The 17,498-nt window shown below is 69.3% G+C and carries 18 protein-coding genes and 1 pseudogene; 12 read left to right on the top strand and 7 right to left on the bottom strand.

All coding sequences use genetic code 11. The features are described from left to right. The first annotated feature begins 45 nt into the window (after positions 1 to 45). The 6 genes from ABZV58_RS14720 to ABZV58_RS14695 all read left to right on the top strand — a co-directional run bounded on the left by ABZV58_RS14720 (position 46) and on the right by ABZV58_RS14695 (position 5,120). Entirely contained in the window at positions 46 to 960 is a 915-nt protein-coding gene (locus tag ABZV58_RS14720; protein WP_355000656.1) for an ACP S-malonyltransferase, read from the top strand. 124 nt (positions 961 to 1,084) lie between these two features. Next, positions 1,085 to 1,384, top strand: coding sequence for a meromycolate extension acyl carrier protein AcpM (gene acpM, locus ABZV58_RS14715; protein WP_014982996.1), 300 nt, complete (start codon positions 1,085 to 1,087; stop codon positions 1,382 to 1,384). A 9-nt stretch (positions 1,385 to 1,393) separates the two neighbouring features. Then, positions 1,394 to 2,644, top strand: coding sequence for a KasA/KasB family beta-ketoacyl-ACP synthase (locus ABZV58_RS14710; protein WP_355000655.1), 1,251 nt, complete (start codon positions 1,394 to 1,396; stop codon positions 2,642 to 2,644). A gap of 123 nt (positions 2,645 to 2,767) precedes the next feature. Next, entirely contained in the window at positions 2,768 to 4,201 is a 1,434-nt protein-coding gene (locus ABZV58_RS14705; RefSeq protein ID WP_355000654.1) for a carboxyl transferase domain-containing protein, read from the top strand. Positions 4,202 to 4,271: 70 nt separating this feature from the next. Continuing rightward, positions 4,272 to 4,502, top strand: coding sequence for a hypothetical protein (locus tag ABZV58_RS14700; RefSeq protein ID WP_355000653.1), 231 nt, complete (start codon positions 4,272 to 4,274; stop codon positions 4,500 to 4,502). A gap of 153 nt (positions 4,503 to 4,655) precedes the next feature. After that, the gene (locus ABZV58_RS14695) at positions 4,656 to 5,120 is read left to right on the top strand and encodes a helix-turn-helix domain-containing protein (protein ID WP_355000652.1); all 465 of its coding nucleotides are present in this window, start codon (positions 4,656 to 4,658) and stop codon (positions 5,118 to 5,120) included. A gap of 28 nt (positions 5,121 to 5,148) precedes the next feature. Here ABZV58_RS14695 and ABZV58_RS14690 read toward each other — a convergent pair whose 3' ends face one another. Next, entirely contained in the window at positions 5,149 to 5,844 is a 696-nt protein-coding gene (locus tag ABZV58_RS14690; protein WP_355000651.1) for a nitroreductase, read from the bottom strand. Between the two features lie 173 nt (positions 5,845 to 6,017). Between ABZV58_RS14690 and ABZV58_RS14685 the strand changes: the two genes are divergently transcribed. Next, positions 6,018 to 6,194, top strand: a complete 177-nt coding sequence (locus tag ABZV58_RS14685) for a hypothetical protein (protein ID WP_355000650.1) — start codon at positions 6,018 to 6,020, stop codon at positions 6,192 to 6,194. Positions 6,195 to 6,415: 221 nt separating this feature from the next. After that, positions 6,416 to 7,039, top strand: a pseudogene (locus ABZV58_RS14680) (N-6 DNA methylase); the annotation flags it as partial. 1,152 nt (positions 7,040 to 8,191) lie between these two features. On the opposite strand, the gene ABZV58_RS14675 reads toward ABZV58_RS14680, so the two are convergent. Then, positions 8,192 to 8,809, bottom strand: coding sequence for a TetR/AcrR family transcriptional regulator (locus ABZV58_RS14675; protein ID WP_355000649.1), 618 nt, complete (start codon positions 8,807 to 8,809; stop codon positions 8,192 to 8,194). Positions 8,810 to 9,252: 443 nt separating this feature from the next. Between ABZV58_RS14675 and ABZV58_RS14670 the strand changes: the two genes are divergently transcribed. After that, a complete protein-coding gene (locus ABZV58_RS14670) occupies positions 9,253 to 10,062 on the top strand; it encodes an SDR family oxidoreductase (protein ID WP_355000648.1) in 810 nt (269 codons plus the stop codon). 11 nt (positions 10,063 to 10,073) lie between these two features. Here the strand turns inward: ABZV58_RS14670 and ABZV58_RS14665 are convergent, their stop codons facing one another. The 3 genes from ABZV58_RS14665 to ABZV58_RS14655 all read right to left on the bottom strand — a co-directional run bounded on the left by ABZV58_RS14665 (position 10,074) and on the right by ABZV58_RS14655 (position 11,890). Beyond that, positions 10,074 to 10,211: a hypothetical protein gene (locus ABZV58_RS14665; protein WP_245910181.1), complete on the bottom strand. Its 138-nt coding sequence runs from the start codon at positions 10,209 to 10,211 to the stop codon at positions 10,074 to 10,076. A 171-nt stretch (positions 10,212 to 10,382) separates the two neighbouring features. Further along, on the bottom strand, positions 10,383 to 10,898 hold the full coding sequence (locus ABZV58_RS14660) for a gamma carbonic anhydrase family protein (protein ID WP_141812470.1): 516 nt from the start codon (positions 10,896 to 10,898) through the stop codon (positions 10,383 to 10,385). Next, the gene (locus ABZV58_RS14655; RefSeq protein WP_355000647.1) at positions 10,895 to 11,890 is read right to left on the bottom strand and encodes a helix-turn-helix domain-containing protein; all 996 of its coding nucleotides are present in this window, start codon (positions 11,888 to 11,890) and stop codon (positions 10,895 to 10,897) included. Before ABZV58_RS14655 ends, ABZV58_RS14660 begins: the two co-directional genes overlap by 4 nt. A gap of 71 nt (positions 11,891 to 11,961) precedes the next feature. Here ABZV58_RS14655 and ABZV58_RS14650 point away from each other — a divergent pair, with 71 nt between their 5' ends. Further along, the gene (locus ABZV58_RS14650; protein WP_355000646.1) at positions 11,962 to 12,729 is read left to right on the top strand and encodes an MBL fold metallo-hydrolase; all 768 of its coding nucleotides are present in this window, start codon (positions 11,962 to 11,964) and stop codon (positions 12,727 to 12,729) included. Between the two features lie 513 nt (positions 12,730 to 13,242). Further along, positions 13,243 to 14,358 carry an alanine dehydrogenase gene (gene ald, locus ABZV58_RS14645; RefSeq protein WP_355000645.1) on the top strand — a complete coding sequence of 372 codons (1,116 nt, stop codon included), beginning with the start codon at positions 13,243 to 13,245 and terminating at the stop codon, positions 14,356 to 14,358. 23 nt (positions 14,359 to 14,381) lie between these two features. Here the strand turns inward: ald and ABZV58_RS14640 are convergent, their stop codons facing one another. Then, complete coding sequence (locus tag ABZV58_RS14640) at positions 14,382 to 15,947, bottom strand: MFS transporter (RefSeq protein WP_355000644.1); 1,566 nt, start codon at positions 15,945 to 15,947, stop codon at positions 14,382 to 14,384. 57 nt (positions 15,948 to 16,004) lie between these two features. Here ABZV58_RS14640 and ABZV58_RS14635 point away from each other — a divergent pair, with 57 nt between their 5' ends. Next, positions 16,005 to 16,397: a MerR family transcriptional regulator gene (locus ABZV58_RS14635; RefSeq protein WP_355000643.1), complete on the top strand. Its 393-nt coding sequence runs from the start codon at positions 16,005 to 16,007 to the stop codon at positions 16,395 to 16,397. A gap of 84 nt (positions 16,398 to 16,481) precedes the next feature. Here the strand turns inward: ABZV58_RS14635 and sigJ are convergent, their stop codons facing one another. Next, positions 16,482 to 17,426: an RNA polymerase sigma factor SigJ gene (sigJ, locus tag ABZV58_RS14630; protein WP_355000642.1), complete on the bottom strand. Its 945-nt coding sequence runs from the start codon at positions 17,424 to 17,426 to the stop codon at positions 16,482 to 16,484. Positions 17,427 to 17,498 lie beyond the last annotated feature (72 nt).

The following is a 17,498-nucleotide window of genomic DNA, read 5'->3' as shown; positions in this document are numbered from 1 at the left end:
CGCCGACATCTCGTGCGGCGGGGCTCACAGTGTTTTCTTAGAGGCGTGATCGCGTTGTTCGCCCCTGGACAGGGGTCCCAGACACCCGGCATGCTCGCGCCTTGGCTCGACCTTCCCGGCGCGAATGATCGCCTCGCCTTGTGGTCCAAGGCCGCCGGCCTCGACTTGGTTCGTCTCGGCACCACCGCGACGGCCGAGGAGATCGTCGACACCGCCGTGACCCAGCCGCTGGTCGTCGCGGCCGCGCTGCTGGCGTACGCCGAGATCGATCAGGATTCGCTTCCGGCCGCTACGATCGTCGCGGGACATTCGGTCGGCGAGTTCGCCGCCGCCGCCGTCGCCGGAGTGATCAGCTCCGACGAGGCGGTCACCCTGGCCGCCATCCGCGGTGCGGAGATGGCCAAGGCGTGCGCGCTGGAACCGACCGGGATGTCCGCGGTGCTGGGCGGCGACGAAGCCGCTGTCCTCGCGCGGCTCGCGGAACTGGACCTCGTTCCGGCCAACCGCAACGCGGTGGGCCAGATCGTGGCCGCGGGCAAGTTGGACGCCCTCGCGGAACTCGCCGCGAATCCGCCGGAAAAGGCGCGGATTCGGGCGCTGCCCGTGGCGGGCGCCTTCCACACCGCGTTCATGGCCCCGGCCCAGGACGCGGTGGCGGAGGCCATCGCCAAGATCACGCCCAAGGACCCGACCCGGGTGCTGCTGTCGAACTTCGACGGGCAACCGGTGGCCTCGGGCAAGGACGCGATCGAAAAGCTCGCCGCACAGGTCACCCGACCCGTGCGCTGGGATCTGTGCACCGAGACCGTCCGACAGGCCGGTGTCTCGGCGGTGGCGGAGCTGCCACCGGCCGGAACGCTGGTCGGCATCGCGAAACGAGAGCTGAAGGGCACGCCGAACCTGGCGCTGAAAACCCCCGAGGACCTCCCCGCGTTGGCCGAACTGTCGACCTCCGGCTAGCTTTCCTCCGCGACCGCGCATCGAAAAAATGCGAGGTCGTGACCGAACCGACGGTAACCCCCGGCGGCCTCGGCCCGAAAAACACAGAAGAAGCCCTACAAAGTAACAAGAAGGGAGCCACCAAGTGGCCGCTCTGACCCAGGAACAAATCGTCGAGGAACTCGGCAAGATCATCGAAGAGGTCACGGGCATCGAGCCCTCCGAGGTGACGATCGAGAAGTCCTTCGTCGATGACCTGGACATCGACTCGCTGTCCATGGTCGAAATCGCTGTGCAGACCGAGGACAAGTACGGTGTGAAGATCCCGGACGAGGATCTGGCCAGCTTGAAGACGGTCGGCGACGCTGTCGCCTACATCCAGAAGCTCGAGGCCGAGAACGCTGACGCGGCCGCGGAGCTCAAGGCCAAGTTCGACGCCGAGTAGGGCCGAAAAGTGACCACTCCTTCCACCTTGAACGGGAATTTCCCCAACGTCGTCGTAACGAGCCTGGCGGCGACCACGTCGATCGCGGGCGACGTCGATGCGACGTGGAAGGGACTCCTCAACGGCGAGAGCGGCATCGACGTTCTCGAGGATTCCTTCGTCGAGGAATACGACCTGCCGGTCCGCATCGGCGGCCACCTGAAGGTCAACCCCGACACCCTGCTGAGCAGGGTCGAGATCCGTCGCATGGCCTATGTCGAGCGACTCGCGACCGTCCTCGGCCGCGAGGTGTGGAAGAACGCCGGCAGCCCGGAGGTCGACCCCGACCGTCTGGGCGTGGCGATCGGCACCGGTCTCGGCGGCGGCGACGCGCTGATCGACTCGGTCGACAAGCTGAAGAACGGCGGCTACCGCAAGATCTCGCCGCTCGCTGTTCAGATGGTCATGCCGAACGGCCCGTCGGCCTGCGTCGGACTCGAGCTGAAGGCCCGGGCAGGAGTGGTCACTCCGGTCTCGGCGTGCTCGTCCGGATCGGAAGCCATCGCCAACGCGTGGCGGATGATCGTGATGGGTGACGCCGACATGGTCGTCACCGGCGGCGTCGAGGGCTTCATCGACTCGGTGCCGATCGCGGCGTTCTCCATGATGCGCGCGATGAGCACGCGCAACGACGACCCCAAGGGTGCGTCGCGTCCGTTCGACAAGGACCGCGACGGCTTCGTCTTCGGCGAGGCCGGTGCGCTGATGACCCTCGAGACCGAGGAGCACGCCAAGGCGCGCGGTGCCACCATCCACGCCCGTCTGCTCGGCGCAGGCATCACTTCGGACGGCTTCCACCTGGTCGCCCCGGATCCCGAAGGCACCGGCGCCGCTCGCGCGATGACCCGCGCGATGCAGACCGCGGGCCTGTCCAAGCAGGACATCACTCACATCAACGCGCACGCCACCGCGACGCCGATCGGCGACACCGCGGAGTCGAACGCGATCAACAAGGCCGTCGGCAACCACCCCTCGGTGTACGCGCCCAAGTCGGCGCTGGGCCACTCGATCGGCGCCGTCGGCGCGCTCGAGTCCGTGCTCACCGTGCTCAGCATCCGGGACGGCATCGTCCCGCCGACGCTGAATCTGGAGAACCAGGACCCGGAGATCGACCTCGACGTGGTGAAGGGCGAAGCCCGCCGCCAGGAGATCGAGTACGCGATCAACAACTCCTTCGGTTTCGGTGGGCACAATGTCGCGCTCGCCTTCGGTCGCGCATAGCCGCACGACTGACTGCAACAACGATCCCCGGTGGGGTCGGCCAACAGAACTGGCCCGACCCCACCGGTGGTTCGACATACGCAGCCGCAGTAGCGGCACTCTCGTGACAGAGGAGAAAACGCGATGACAATTGTGGCTCCCGCGTTTCAACCAGAAACCGCGACCGATCCGCGTGACCCGCTGGGCCGGCTCCAGCGTTTCTTCGATCCCGGCACCGTTCTTCCGCTGCACCCGCGCGACAAGTCCGGCGTCCTCGCCGCGATCGGCGAGGTGGACGGCGTCCGCACCGTGGCCTACTGCTCCGACGCGACCGTCATGGGCGGCGCGATGGGCGTCGAGGGCTGCAAGCACATCGTCGACGCGATCGACACCGCCATCGATTCCGGCGTTCCCGTCGTAGGCCTCTGGCACTCCGGTGGCGCCCGCCTCGCCGAGGGCGTCGAGGCCCTGCACGCGGTCGGCCTGGTCTTCGAGGCCATGGTTCGCGCGTCCGGTCTCGTCCCGCAGATTTCCGTGGTGCTCGGCTTCGCCGCCGGTGGCGCCGCCTACGGTCCCGCCCTCACCGACATCGTGATCATGGCCCCCGAGGGCCGGGTCTTCGTCACCGGCCCCGACGTCGTGCGCAGTGTGACCGGCGAGCAGGTCGACATGGCGACCCTCGGCGGTCCCGAGACACACGGCAAGAAGTCCGGCGTGTGCCACATCGTCGCCGACGACGAGGCCGACGCTATGCACCGCGCCCGTCGACTGGCGTCGATGTTCGCCGAGCAGGGCGAATTCGACCTGAACGCCGCCGCGCACGGCGACGTCGACCTGAAGGCGATGCTGCCGGAATCGGCCAAGCGCGCCTACGACGTCAAGCCGCTCGTGCACGAGCTGCTCGACAACGTCGATGGCGAGTCCACGTTCGAGGAACTGCAGGCCGGATACGCCCGCAGCATGGTGGTCGGTCTGGGTCGTCTCGGCGGACGCACCGTCGGCGTGCTCGCCAACAACCCGCTGCGCCTCGGCGGCTGCCTGAACTCCGAGAGCGCCGAGAAGGCGGCTCGGTTCGTGCGGCTGTGCGACGCGTTCGGCATCCCGCTGATCGTGGTCACCGACGTGCCCGGCTACCTGCCCGGTGTCGGCCAGGAGTGGGAGGGCGTGGTGCGCCGCGGCGCGAAGCTGCTGCACGCCTTCGCCGAGGCCCGTGTCCCGCGCGTCACCCTGGTGACCCGCAAGATCTACGGTGGCGCCTACATCGCCATGAACGCCCGCTCGCTGGGCGCGACCGCGGTGTACGCCTGGCCGGGATCCGAGGTGGCCGTGATGGGCGCCAAGGCCGCCGTCGGCATCCTGCACAAGAAGGCACTGGCCGCCGCTCCCGAGGAGGAGCGCGAGGCGCTGCACGACCGGCTCACCGCCGAGCACGAGAAGATCGCGGGCGGCGTCGAGCGCGCCATCGCGATCGGCGTGGTGGACGAGGTCATCGACCCGGCCAAGACCCGCAGTGTCATCGCCGCCGCGCTGGCCGCCGCGCCCGCGCGCAAGAGTCACCACAAGAACATCCCGCTGTGATGTGAGGACTCCGCTCGGGCCCCGGGAAATATCCCGGGGCCCAAGCTTTTTCGCCCGAAGGAGAAGCGTCGTGCCGGAACGCTACGAGGTCGGCAAGGTGCACAGCTGCGAGTTCTGCGGCATCGAGGAACAGACGATCGGTTCCCGCGCCGCCCTCGCGGACGCGCAGTCGCTCGCCGAACAGGACGCGCATCGGCCGCTGGAATGGCAGCGCGTGCTGGCAGCGGAGCCGTGGCCGTTGCGTGCCGATCCGGAGGACGGGCACTTCGAGTACGTCATCCACCGGCGCGCGGACGCCTGACTCGAGGGCGTACCTTCGTATTCGCTGCGGCTATGAGCGGTTCGATGACGGACCGCGTCCGACGGCGCCCACCGGGCGTGCCCCGCATTCGCTGCGGCCATGCGCGGTCCGCGTCCGACCGCGCCCCCTGGCGGGGCTGGGTAGCATCGAGGGATGCGTTACGAGGATCTTGCCGACGAGCCGTGTTCGATAACGCGGCCGCTGGTGGTTCTCGGTGATCGGTGGACGCTGGTCATCCTCAAGTACGCGTTCTCCGGGATTCGCCGGTTCAACGCCTTTCAGAGCGCGCTCGGCATTTCCCGCAGCAGGTTGCAGGATCGGCTGGACCGCTTGATCGAGCACGACATTCTGGTGAAGCGACCGGCCGCGGTCGGCGCCCATGAGGAGTATCGGCTCACCAAGAAGGGCCACGACATCTACCCGATCCTGATGGCGATCCGGGATTGGGGCGACGCCTACATGGCGCCGGACGGGCCGCCGGTGCACTACCGGCACCGCGACTGCACCGGCGAGGCGCACGCGCGGCTCGAATGCGACGCCTGCGGAAGCGAAATCACCGCCCGCGAAGTCAGCCCCGAGCCGGGGCCGGGGCTGACCGAGAATCGCCGGGTCGGCTGATCCGCTCTTGCTGGAAGCGGTGGTTCGCTCAGTCGGTGAACCAGGTCGCGACCTGATCGGTTTCTTCGCGGCGGGTGCGGAAACCGTTCACGGGATGGTCGCTGTCGGGATAGCCGAACGAGATGGCGGCGACGATTCTCCGGTTCTCGGAGAACTCGAAATACTCACGGAGAAAAGGGGAGTACGAGGCTAGGGCCGCCTGCGGTGCGGCGCCGAGGCCGAGGCTCTGGGCCGCGAGCAGGAAAGTGCCGATGTAGAGGCCGCAGTCCACGGCGCCGTAGACGCCGAGATCGGCCTCGGTGCTGACGATCGCGACGTGCGGGGCGTCGAACAGTTCGAAGTTTCGCATCGCCTGCCGCATGGTGCCCGCCTGATCGCCCTTGACGATTCCGACGCTCTCGTACAGTTGCAGGCCGCATTCGCGCCTGCGGTCGCGGTAGACGCCGGTGTATTGCGCGGGAAACGCGAAATCCGGTGCGGGGGCGGAACTTTGGACGTGTTCCAGCAACTCCTTGCGGAATCGGTCGGTGGCGGCGCCTTCGGTGACCGCGACCTGCCACGGTTGGGTGTTGCACCAGGAGGGGGTGCGCTGGGCCACGCGCAGCAGGGACTCGATGGTTTCGCGCGGCACCTGGTCGGGCAGGAACTGTCGGCAGGTCCATCGGTCGTCGAGGATTCGGGCGAGGGACTCGAACGCGTCGGTAGGCGCAGTGGTCGGGCTCATGGACCCGCCTCCTTTGTTTGGTTCCATTTCGAGACTGAATGCTAGCGGGTGTGGTCTCGTTTTGGAACCAGGACGGGGGTGGGGTTCGTTGGCGGCCTCATTGGCGGGGGATCGGTTCGCGTGCTGCGGTGATCGCGCGATTGTGCGCAGTCGTTGACGTTCGCCATATCCCGGTGGCGCAGTCCTATTGGCTCAGCTGCATCTTCCCGCTCTCGCGATTGCCCGAGTTCTTCCTCGGGGTGTTGGCTGCGCGGCTGGTGCTCGACGGCACGTGGCGCAACACGAGGCTGACTCCGCCGCTGCTCGCGCTAGCGGTGGCCTATGTGGCGACCTGGGGATGGTGCTGGTGACAAGCTGCTCATCGGCGGACGCCAGTTCGGGCCGATCGGCTGGGTCGGGTTCGCCGCGCTGTGCCTGGTGCTCTCGACCGCGGCCGCGGCGGCGATCTACCACTGGGTGGACGCGCCGCTGATGCGCAGGTTCGCCGGACGACGCCCGGCCGCGGGCGACGCGCGCGCCGGTTCCCGGCATCAGCACTCCCGCGGCCCCCTGACGAGGCACAATCCCACCCATGGGTTCGCACACCCGCACGGCGCGGGAGCGCAAACGGCATGGGCGGCACTACACCCCGCCCACGCTGGCGCTTTTCCTGGCGCGGCGGTTGCTCGCACACGTGCCGCATCCCGGCCACGGTGGCGAGCTGCGCGTGCTGGACCCGGCATGCGGTGACGGGGAACTCCTGCTGGCCGTGCACCGGGAAGCCGCCGCCCGCCTGCCCGGCGTCCGTCTCCGGCTGACCGGGTACGACCTGGACGAATCCGGCCTCGCCGTCGCGCGGGCGCGGGCAACCGCGGAGGACGTCGAGGTCGACTGGCACGCGGGCGACTTCCTCGCCGACGCCGCACGCCTGGACGACGCCGCGTTCGACGCGATCATCACCAACCCGCCCTACGTGCGCACCCAGCAGCTCGGCGGCGCCACCGCTCAGTTGCTCAGCAGGCAGTACGGGCTGCGCGGCCGGATCGACCTCACCCATCCTTTCGTCGCCGTCGCGCCGCGCTTGCTCACACCGGGTGGCGTGCTGGCGCTGTTGTGCGCCAACCGTTTTCTCACGACCAAGGCGGGTGCGAACATTCGCGCCGTCCTGCTGGCCGAACTGACTCCGGTCGAGCTCTACGACCTCGGCGACACCAAGCTTTTTACGGCCGCGGTGCTGCCCGCCGTCACCATCGCCACCCGCGGCGGGAGCGGCGCGGTGTGTCGCCACGTCTCGGCGTATGAGGTGTCTTTCAGCGAAACACTCGGCTCGATGGAGCTTTTCGATGCGCTGACAGCGGAGTCCGGTTCCCTCGTCCGGCACAATGGGCGGACCTTCGCGGTGGAGGTCGGCACCCTGTCGACCGGCACGCCGACAGGACCCGCCGCACAAACCGCTGCCGACTCCGCGGCTCGCCCGAGTGGCGGGGGAGATACGCCTGATGTGTCCGTCGACAGCCCAGCGCATGGCCGAAGCGAGCGCGGAGGTTCGCACACCGCGTGGCGAATGTCGCGGCCGAGCGTGGACTCCTGGCTCGCCCGCGTCGGCGCGGGCACCTGGCGGAGCTTCGGTGAGGTGGCCCGTATTCGCGTCGGCATCAAGACGACCGCGGACCGGGTGTTCATCTCCGATCGCTGGGCCCAGGTGCGCCCGCGACCGGAGGCCGAGTTGCTGTTGGAGCTGATCACCCACCACGATCTGGCGCCGTGGCGGATCGAGCGGGCCGCCGACACCCGCGTGCTCTACCCCTACGACACCGCCGCCCCGCGTCGTGTCCCCGTGGACCTGCGCGAATTCCCAGGCGCGGCAGCGTATTTGCGGAGCCACGAGCCCACGCTGGCCGCGCGCAAATACCTCACCGACAGCGGCCGCGAGTGGTTCGAGATCTGGGTGCCGCAGCGGCCCAACCTGTGGCGGGTGCCGAAACTGGTGTTCCCCGATATCAGCGAACGGCCGCGTTTCGCGCTGGACCGGTCCGGTGCGGTGGTGAACGGGGACTGCTATTGGATCTCGCTCGAGGACCTCGGCGTCGCCGAGCGGGCCGAGCGGCTGGCGTATCTCCTGATGGGCGTGGCCAATTCGGCGCTCGGGTTGTGCTACTACGACGCCGTGTGCGGTAACCGCCTGTACTCGGGACGGCGACGGTGGATCACCCAGTACGTGTCCCGCCTGCCGCTGCCCGATCCGGATCTGGCGGCGTCCCGGGAGATCGCGACGCTGGTCGCCGAACTCGTGGACGGCGACCGCGCACCCGACGACGCCGCGCGGCACCGGCTCGACGAGCTGGTGAACGCGGCGTTCGGGTTGAGCTCAGGCGGACGTGCGGACGCCGACCATGGGCAGCAGAGTGCGCCGGGCAAACGCGCGACCGGCCTCCGCGTCGCCGAGTGGGATGAGCCCGTCGGGGGTGAGCGCCAGCGAGAGCGCCAAGCGGGCCATGATCTCGGCGACCAGATCGGCGTCGAAGTCGGCGTCCCCGGCGCGTAACTCGCGCAGCTTCTCCGCCAAGTAGCCACGACCGACGGCCAGGATCGGACCGCCCTCGGTGGTGAGTCGCGGCAGGATGAGATCCGGCTCGGTGCGCAGCAGCCTGCGCAGCAGTTCGTTGCCCGCGATCGCCGTGATGAAGGCGACGAAGATCTCCACCAGCTGGTTCTCGGTGCCCTCGACGGTGCGTACCCGCTTGTCGATCTCGGCGACGAAACGCTGCGCCTCCCGCACGCTCACCGCCTCCACCAGGTCGTTCTTCGATTCGTACCGCCGGTAGAGGGTCGCGGGGCTGATACCCGCCCGGCGCGCGATCTCGCCCATGCTGGTGCGCTTGATCCCGAAGTCCAGGAACGCCGAGAGCGCGCTCTCCAGGAGTTTCTCGCCGTCGGTGACGGGCTTGTCGAGGATGCGCTGGAGCATGGACGGAACGGTGGGCATCGATTCTCCAGTCGTTCGCGCGGAAACCGGTGCGCTACGGCGCCGCGACGGTGCGGGTGATGGACGTTCATTATTTCACCAGCGCGCGGGGTCGGGGTCGGAGATGGTCTCGAAGGTATGGGACCGGGCGGTATGGAAGTTCTCGAACCGCGGTGGGGGCCGTGGGACACGAGATCGGTGCGTAAGCGATCGGGATAGGGCACCGGGCTGGCCGATGGGTAGGCAAGATGGGCGCGGTGCAGGGCTGGCGTCGTCCTCGCGGACGCAGAGCGCGGTCGCGCGCCGGATGCGTTGGGATGAGAGGTGCGCGGTATGGGGGCGGTGCGGCATGTGGGGCGGGATTCGGCGGCGCGGATCCGGTAATCGATCTTTCCCGAGCCCCTTCCTTCTGGATAACCTGGTCGCGTGCCCGATTCGGGTATTGGGGTGAAAGGGGTTGCACCGTGGGGTATTTCGCCGACAAGGTGGTGGTCGTCACCGGCGCCGGTTCGGGGATCGGGCGGGAGTTGGCGCTCGGGCTGGCGCACCGGGGCGCGCGCCTCGCGCTGTCCGACAAGTCCGATCACGCCGTCGCGACGACTGGGAAGCTTTGCGCCGCAGTCGGTTTCACCCCGACCGTGACCGTCCTCGATGTCACCGACCGGGACGCGGTGCTGGCCTATGCCGAAGGGACCGCCGCGCACTACGGGCGGGTGGAGGCGCTGTTCAACAACGCCGGGATCCTGCACGTCGGCGGGGTCGCGGAATCCCCGTTCGCGCATTTCGAGCAGGTGATGGACGTCGACTTCTGGGGAGTGGTCAACGGCACCAAGGCGTTTCTGCCGTATCTCCAGGCGGCCGAGCGCGCCAACGTCGTCAATGTGTCGTCGGCGTTCGGTCTGGTCGCGGTGGCGGGGCACGGACCGTACAACTCGGCCAAGTTCGCGGTGCGCGGGTTCACCGAATCGCTGCGCCAGGACATGCGCGCCGCGGGCGGGCGGGTGCGGGTGACCGGCGTCTATCCCGGCGGCGTCCTCACCACCATCGCGCGCACGGCGCAGTTCGCGCCGGGCATCGACGGGGCCGCGGTGGCCAGGCGGTTCGAGGACGAAGTCGCGCGAACAAGCCCCGAGGCCGCCGCCCGCACCATCCTGCGCGGCGCTGCGCGCGGGCACGCGAAGGTGCTCGTCGGACTCGACGCGCTATTGGCCGACCTGGTCACCCGGTACGCCGGGTCCTGTCACGAACGGGTGCTCGACTTGGTCTTCCGTTGAAGTCGTGGGGGTCACTGCCGGGGCAGATCCAAATCCGCCATTTCTTTCTCGATCGCGTTCGCGGCGAAATCCACCCCGCGGGAACGCAATTCGTGGACGCGACGATGAAGCGCCTCGATCCCGCCCGGTTGGGCCGCGATGTCGGCCACGCTGATCCGCCCCTTCGGCCGGTGCATACTCGAGTACGACACCGTGATACCTCCTGCCTGTCACGCATCACGCTCGCCGTGCCGACGGTCTCGTCGAGCCGCCGCACGCCGAGCATGCAGGCAAAATGCTATCAGCCGTTCTTGCTGGACACTTGATCAGTGTGTGCTGTATCACAGCACTTTCGCGCTGCGGTGGTTGGCCATGTTGTGTAGGTAGACCGCGCCGTTGAGCCGGATGCCGTCCTGCTCCGCCTCGCTCAGTTCGCGGCGCACCTTGCCGGGCACACCGGCCACGAGCGAGCCGGGCGGGATCTGCGCGCCCTCGGGAATCAGCGCGTTGGCGGCGATCAGGCTGCCCGCGCCGATCACCGCGCCGTTGAGCACCGTGGCGCCCATGCCGACGAGCACGTCGTCGCCGACGGTGCATCCGTGCAGAATCGCGTTGTGTCCCACCGACACTCCGCTGCCGACGGTCAGCGGGAAACCGGGGTCGGCGTGCAGCACGCAGCCGTCCTGGATGTTGGTGCGCGCGCCGACGGTGATTTGTTCCAAGTCGCCGCGCAGCACCGCGCTGTACCACACGCTCACCTCGGCGCCGAGTCGCACGCGCCCGATCACCGTGGCGTTGGGGGCGAGCCAGGCGCTCTCATCGATCTCCGGCGCGAAACCGCCGACCTCAATCCTCATGCTGGCAACGTAGCCGCGCGACGCCCGCCGTCGCGCACGGGGGCGTCGGCCGCGGCGCGGAAGAGGGCGCGGTGTGCGGCGGGACTGGCTCCGAGCAGGCGGCGGAAGTGGTGGCGCAGGCTCACCGCGGTCCCGAAGCCGGTCTCGGCGGCGATGCGGTCCACGGTGTCGTCGGTGGACTCGAGGAGCAGCCGGGCGCGGTCGGCGCGCTGGTGCAGCAACCACTGCTGCGGGCTGCTTCCGGTGCGTTCGCGGAAACGCCGGGTGAAGGTCCGCCGCGCCATCACCGCGACCGCTGCCCACGCGTCCAGATCGATCGGGTCGCCGAGATGCGTTCGCGCCCAGACCATGGCGCGCTCGATCGGATCGTTCTCGGCTTGGTCAGGCACGGCCACCGGGATGTACTGCGCTTGTGATCCGCTGCGGTGCGGTGCGGTGACCAGGGCCCTGGCCAGCTCGGTGGCGGCGCGGCTGCCGTGATCCTCCCGGACCAGGTGCAGGCAGCAGTCCAGTGCCGCGGCCACGCCCGCGGAGGTGATGACGTCGCCCAGATCGGACCACAGCGTGTCGGCGCGCACCCGCACCGCGGGATAGGCGCGTGCCAGGTCGGCGGCCGTGGCCCAGTGCGTGGTGATCTCCCGGCCGTCGACGAGACCGCTCGCGGCGATCGCCCAGGCGCCGAGGCACAGGCCGACGATCCGGGCACCGCGCGCGTGCGCCTGCTGTAGCGCGTCCCGCAGGTCCTCGGAGATGCCCGCGCCGCGCGTCCAACTGGGCACGACGACGGTGTCGGCGCGCTCGAAGGCGGCGAGGCCGTCGGCGACGTGGATGTCGAAACCGCCTGGAGTGCGCAGGATTCCGGGATGTTCGGCGCAGACCCCCACCGTGTACGGCGCCCGTCCGCCCGCGCCGACCCGGCCGAAGACCAGACCGGGTACGGAGAGGTGGAAGGGACTGATCCCGTCGTAGGCGAGCACGGTCACCGTATGCATGGCCCGATATTAGCGGTACACGGCTCACGGGCCACTGTTTGCGCGATCGTCCGGCGGCGACGATCGACGTCATGACCGAAACGATCGAACGCACCGCCCTGGAAGTCCTGCACATCGGCGGCCCGACCATCCGCTTCCGCTACGGCGGTAGCGTCTGGCTGACCGATCCCACCTTCGACGAACCCGGCGACTACCCGGGCCTGGTCACCCTGCACAAGCTGACCGGCCCCGCCGTGCCGGTCGAGGAAGTCGGCCCGGTCGACGTCGTGCTGCTCTCGCACGATCAGCACTCCGACAACCTGGACACCGCGGGGCGTGCCTTCCTGGCCACCGTCGACACGGTGCTCTCCACCACCGAAGCGGCCACCCGAATGAATGGCGTCCGGGGCCTGCGCAATTGGGAGAGCTTCCGGGTCGGCGCGGTTACCGTCACCGGCGTGCCCGCGCTGCACGGGCCGGAAGGATGCGAGCCGCTGAGCGGGCCGGTCACCGGTTTCGTGCTGGAGGCCGCGGGAGAACCGACCATCTACGTATCCGGCGACAACGCGTCGGTGGACGTGGTCGCCGAGATCGCGCAGCGGTTCCCGCGGATCGACATCGCGTTGCTGAACGTCGGGGCGGCGAACGTCGGACGGTTCGGCGACAGCGACCTGACCCTGAACGCGCGGACCGCGGTGCGGGCGGCGAAGTCGCTCGGCGAAGCGGTGATCGTTCCGGTGCACGCGGAAGGGTGGGCGCACTTCACGGAAACGCTCGATTACCTGGCGCGAGTTTTCGGGTACGCGGGTCTAGCCGATCGGTTGCGCGTTCCGGTCACCGGGGAGGTCATCAGCGTCTGAAGTTGATCGTCCTCGGGCAGCTTGCCGTCCACGCCGACGGCCCCGGTCGATCCGAATCCCGGTGGTGGTGGATGTGTCGGGTTCCGGGCCGGTTGTCCTCCGGTCGATCCGACCACGCCGCCGGTCCCGACGGTCCCCGTCGATCCCAACCCCGGTGGCGGCGGTTGCGGCGGGTTCCGGGCCGGTTGCCGATCCGCCCGTGCCGACGCCGCCATCGGTGCCGACCGTGCCCTCCGTGCCGACCGCGCCGGTCGATCCGTACCCCGGTGGTGGCGGTGTGTGCGTCGGCATTCCGGTCTGCCCGGCCGCGCTGCCTGCCGTCCCGGCGATCCGCTGACCCCTCCTTCGGTAGCGGGAGCCGTGGCCGCCCGTTGATCGGACGGCGAACAATTTCCGGCCGTGGGGTCGCGATGGCGTGCGGAGCCGCGGTTCCGGGCGTGTCGGACGGAACTTCTCCGCCCGGCTATGCGCGCCGTCGTGGCGAACCGTCCGCGGGTGGGCCACGATGGCGATATGAGGATCGGAGTGCCGCGGGAGGTCAAGGAGCAAGAATTCCGGGTCGCGCTAACGCCCGCGGGTGCCGGGGAGTTGGTTCGGCACGGGCACCGGGTGCTGTTCGAATCGGGCGCGGGCGTCGGGTCGGGGTTCGCCGATCGGCACTATGCCGACGCGGGAGTCACCCTGGTGGACGGACCCGACGCGGTGTGGGCGGACGCCGAGTTGATCCTGAAGGTGAAAGAGCCGATCGCGCAGGAGTACCCGCGGATGCGCCGCGACCAAGTGCTGTTCACCTATCTGCACTTGGCCGCCTCGCGGGACTGCACCGAGGCCATTCTGCGCTCCGGCATCACGGCCCTCGCCTACGAAACGGTGCGCGCCGCCGACGGCTCGTTGCCATTGCTCGCGCCGATGAGCGAGGTCGCGGGCAGGTTGGGTCCGCAGGTCGGCGCGTATCACCTGATGGCGCCGCTCGGCGGGTCCGGCGTGCTGCTCGGCGGAGTGCCCGGCGTGCGGCCCGCCGAGGTGGTCGTCCTCGGTGGCGGCGTGGCGGGGACCAACGCCGCGACCATGGCCGCGGGGATAGGCGCGCGGGTCAGCGTGCTCGACACCAACCTGGTGAAGCTGCGCGAACTCGACGAGCGGTTCCAGGGGCGGATCACCACGGTGGCGTCGAATGCCGCCGAGGTCGAGCGCGCGGTGCTCGGCGCCGATCTGGTCATCGGGTCGGTGCTCGTGCCGGGTGCGCGCGCCCCGAAGCTGGTCAGCGAGGAGATGGTCGCGGCGATGCGGCCCGGCACGGTGCTGGTCGACATCGCCATCGATCAGGGCGGCTGCTTCGCGGGTTCGCGGCCGACCACGCACGCGGATCCGACCTTCCGGGTGGCGGACGCGCTGTACTACTGCGTCGCGAACATGCCGGGCGCGGTCCCGCACACCGCCACCGTCGCCCTGACCAACGCCACCCTCCCGTACGTGCGCGCCATCGCCGACCAGGGATGGCGCGACGCGTGCACCACCCACCCCGACCTCGCCCACGGCCTTGCCGCCGATGGTGGACGCTTGCTTTCCGCCGAAGTCGCGGCGGCCCACGGCTATCCCGTCACGGCGACGGTCGGCCTCGCCGGTTGACTCCGCCGATGCCCGTGTGCGCTTCACAAGTGTGGCGCCTCGTGCGGGGAAGGAGCCGCTGCGGGCCGCAGCGACGTCAGCGCCACAGCGGTGAGCGCGGCTGTGATCGCCGCACATACGAGGGCCGTGCTGTTGAGCCCACTCGTGAACGCATCGCGCGCCGCGGCGAGCATTGCGTCGCCGAGATGTGCGGGTAGATCGGTCGCGGCGGCGTCGGCGGCGCCGAGCGAATCCTCCGCGGCCTCCTGCGCCCTCGGCTGCACTCCCGGTACTGGGGAGCCCGCGACGTCCGCACGGTATATCGCGGTGCCGATGACGCCGAGGACGGCGACACCGGTAGCGACACCGAATTCCATGCTGGTTTCCGACATAGCCGCCGCCGAACCCGCTTTCTCCGGTGGGGCCGTCCCGATGACCAGATCGGTACCGAGAACCATGAGCGGGCTGATGCCGACGTATACCAGCACGAAACCCGTAACCAGCACCGGAAGCCCACCGACGGCGTCGACGAAGGAAAGCGTCAGGTAACCGAGTGTTGCGATGGCCAATGCGGCGGCGACGACGAACCTGGGTTCGACCTTGCGCGCGATGATCGGTGTCAGCATCGACGCGAGGATCAGCGCCCCCGCCGGCGGCAGCAGCCACAGGCCCGCCCCCAGCGGCGTCAGGCCGCGCACCAGTTGTAGGTATTGCGTGACGAACAGGTAGATGCCACCGACGGTGCCGAGTCCGAAGAGCAGGATCAGCAGCGCCGCGCGGAATGTCGGGTTGCCGAACAGCCGCAGATCGAGCAGCGGGTCGGTGAGTGCGCCTTGTCTGCGGACGAACAGCCGGCCGAAGCCGACGCCGATCGCGATCGCCGCGACCGGAACCGGGGAGAGCCCCGCTTCGGCCGACTTCTTGATGCCGAAGATCACCGGCAAAATGGTCGCCAGCGACAGCAGCACGCTCGGCAAGTCGACGCGGCCCGCATCGGGGTCGCGGTACTCCGGCAGCAGTATCGGCGCGGTGACCAGCAGCAGCGCCATCACCGGCACGGCGAGCAGGAAGACGGAACCCCACCAGAACGACTCCAGCATCGAGCCGCCGATGACCGGGCCGAGAGCCATGCCCGCGGACAGACAGGTGGCCCACACTCCGATCGCCATCGCACGTTGTCCTGCGGCGCGGAACATGTTGCTGATCAGCGCCAGCGTCGACGGCATCAGGGTTGCCCCCGCGATCCCGAGCAGCGCGCGGGCGACGATCAGCAGCAGCGGACCGGTGGCGAACGCGGCCAGCACCGACGCCGCGGCGAACGCGCCTGCGCCGAGCATCAGCAGTTTGCGCCGGCCGATGCGGTCACCGACCGTGCCCATGGTGATCAGGAAGCCGGCGATCATGAAGCCGTAGATGTCGGCGATCCACAGCTGTTCGATTCCGCTCGGCCGCAGATCGTCCGTCAGATGCGGCACAGCCAAATAGAGGACGGTCACGTCCATCGCGAGCAACAGAGTGGGCAGGGCGAGTACAGCGAGGCCGAGCCAGTCGCGGGGACCGGCAGGTGATGTGGGGGTTCGGTTGTGGTGCAAAGGATCTGGATCGGACATGCCGCTACGCTAAAGTCTCACATCAATGTGAGAGTCAAGTACGTACCGGAGGTTGCGATGCGAATCGGGACATTGCAGCGACGCACGGGAGTCAGTCAGCGCCTGCTGCGCTACTACGAGGAACAGGGGCTGCTGCGGCCGCACCGGCAGCCGTCGGGGTATCGGGAGTACAGCGAAGCCGACGTCGAGACCGTGCTGAACATCCGCAGCCTGCTCGCTGCTGGCCTGTCGACCACCACCATTGCCGATCTGCTGCCCTGCCTGTCCTCGGGAGATGGACAGCTCATCGCCGACTGCCCCGAACTCCTGGTCGACCTGTATCGCGAACGCGACCGCATCGACGGGAGCATCCGTGACCTCGAAACCGCCCGCCGTGCCCTCGACACCGTCATCGCGACCGCCCCGCCCGAGGTCGTGCGCGCCGTCGACGATCTGGTGCGCAGCGACTGACCCGGATTCGGCAGGGGTCGTCGACCCTTCGCCGCTACTGCACTCCGTCCACGCTGCACAAGCGTGGACGGAGGACGGGAGCCGCTACGCCTGGTCCGGGCCGAGGAACCAATCGGGGGTGTCGGTTTCCGGGAGTTCGCGCAGCTTGTCCGGGTTGCGGACGATGTGCAGCGCGACGATGCGGCCCTCGTCGACGGTGAAGGAGAAGACGCCGGTGTGGGCGCCGTCGAAGACGACCAGGCCGGGCTGGCCGTTGACCAGCACCGAGCGGCCCCACGCCCCGCGCGCGGACGGCGCGTTGTACCAACCGAGCAGCAGCTTCGCCACCAGCTCGGCACCCTGCACACCCTTGCGGATGGCGGGCACCTTGCCGCCGCCGTCGGCGGTCAGGCTGACGTTGGCGTCGAGTACGCCGAGCAGCGCGCTGAGATCGCCGGACCGCCACGCCACCGCGAACGCCGACACCACTTTCTCCTGCTCGTCGGGCGAGGCGGGGAAGCGGGGCGTTCCGTCCTCGACCCGTTTGCGGGCGCGTGAGGCGAGCTGACGGACCGCGGCCGGGGTGCGCCCCACCACATCGGCGACCTCCGGACCGCTCATCCCGAACACGTCTTGCAGGACGAACGCGGTGCGCTCGGCGGGGGAGAGGGATTCCAGCACGACGAGCAGCGCGGTGGTGACCCGCTCGTCCTGGGTGATCCGATCGGCCGGATCGTCCACGGTGGTGACCTCCGGCTCGGGCAGCCAATCGCCGACGTACTGTTCGCGGCGGGCGCGGGCCGAGCCGAGCTGGTCGAGCGCCAACCGGCCGGTCACGGTGGTCAGCCAGGCGCGCAGGTTGTCGATCTCGGCCGCGGTCCCTGCCTCGTGCTGGCGCTGCAACCGCAGCCAGGCCTCCTGCACCACGTCGTCCGCGTCGGCGAGGCTGCCCAGCGTGCTGTAGGCGAGCCTGCGCAGATACGGCCGATGCTCCTCGAAGCGGCGCGCCAGCTCGGCGGCGTCGAGGGGCTCGGGCTTCTCGGCTGTCACTGCAACCACCGTTCGGTCGGGCGGCCCCGTGGCGGGGTCGTAGCGGGCGTCATCGGTATGACGAGGCAGGAC

The sequence above is a fragment of the Nocardia sp. NPDC004654 genome (genome assembly GCF_040609595.1).
Taxonomy (GTDB): domain Bacteria; phylum Actinomycetota; class Actinomycetes; order Mycobacteriales; family Mycobacteriaceae; genus Nocardia.
Note: the sequence above shows the minus strand (reverse complement) of the source record. Positions and strands in the feature narration are given on the sequence as shown.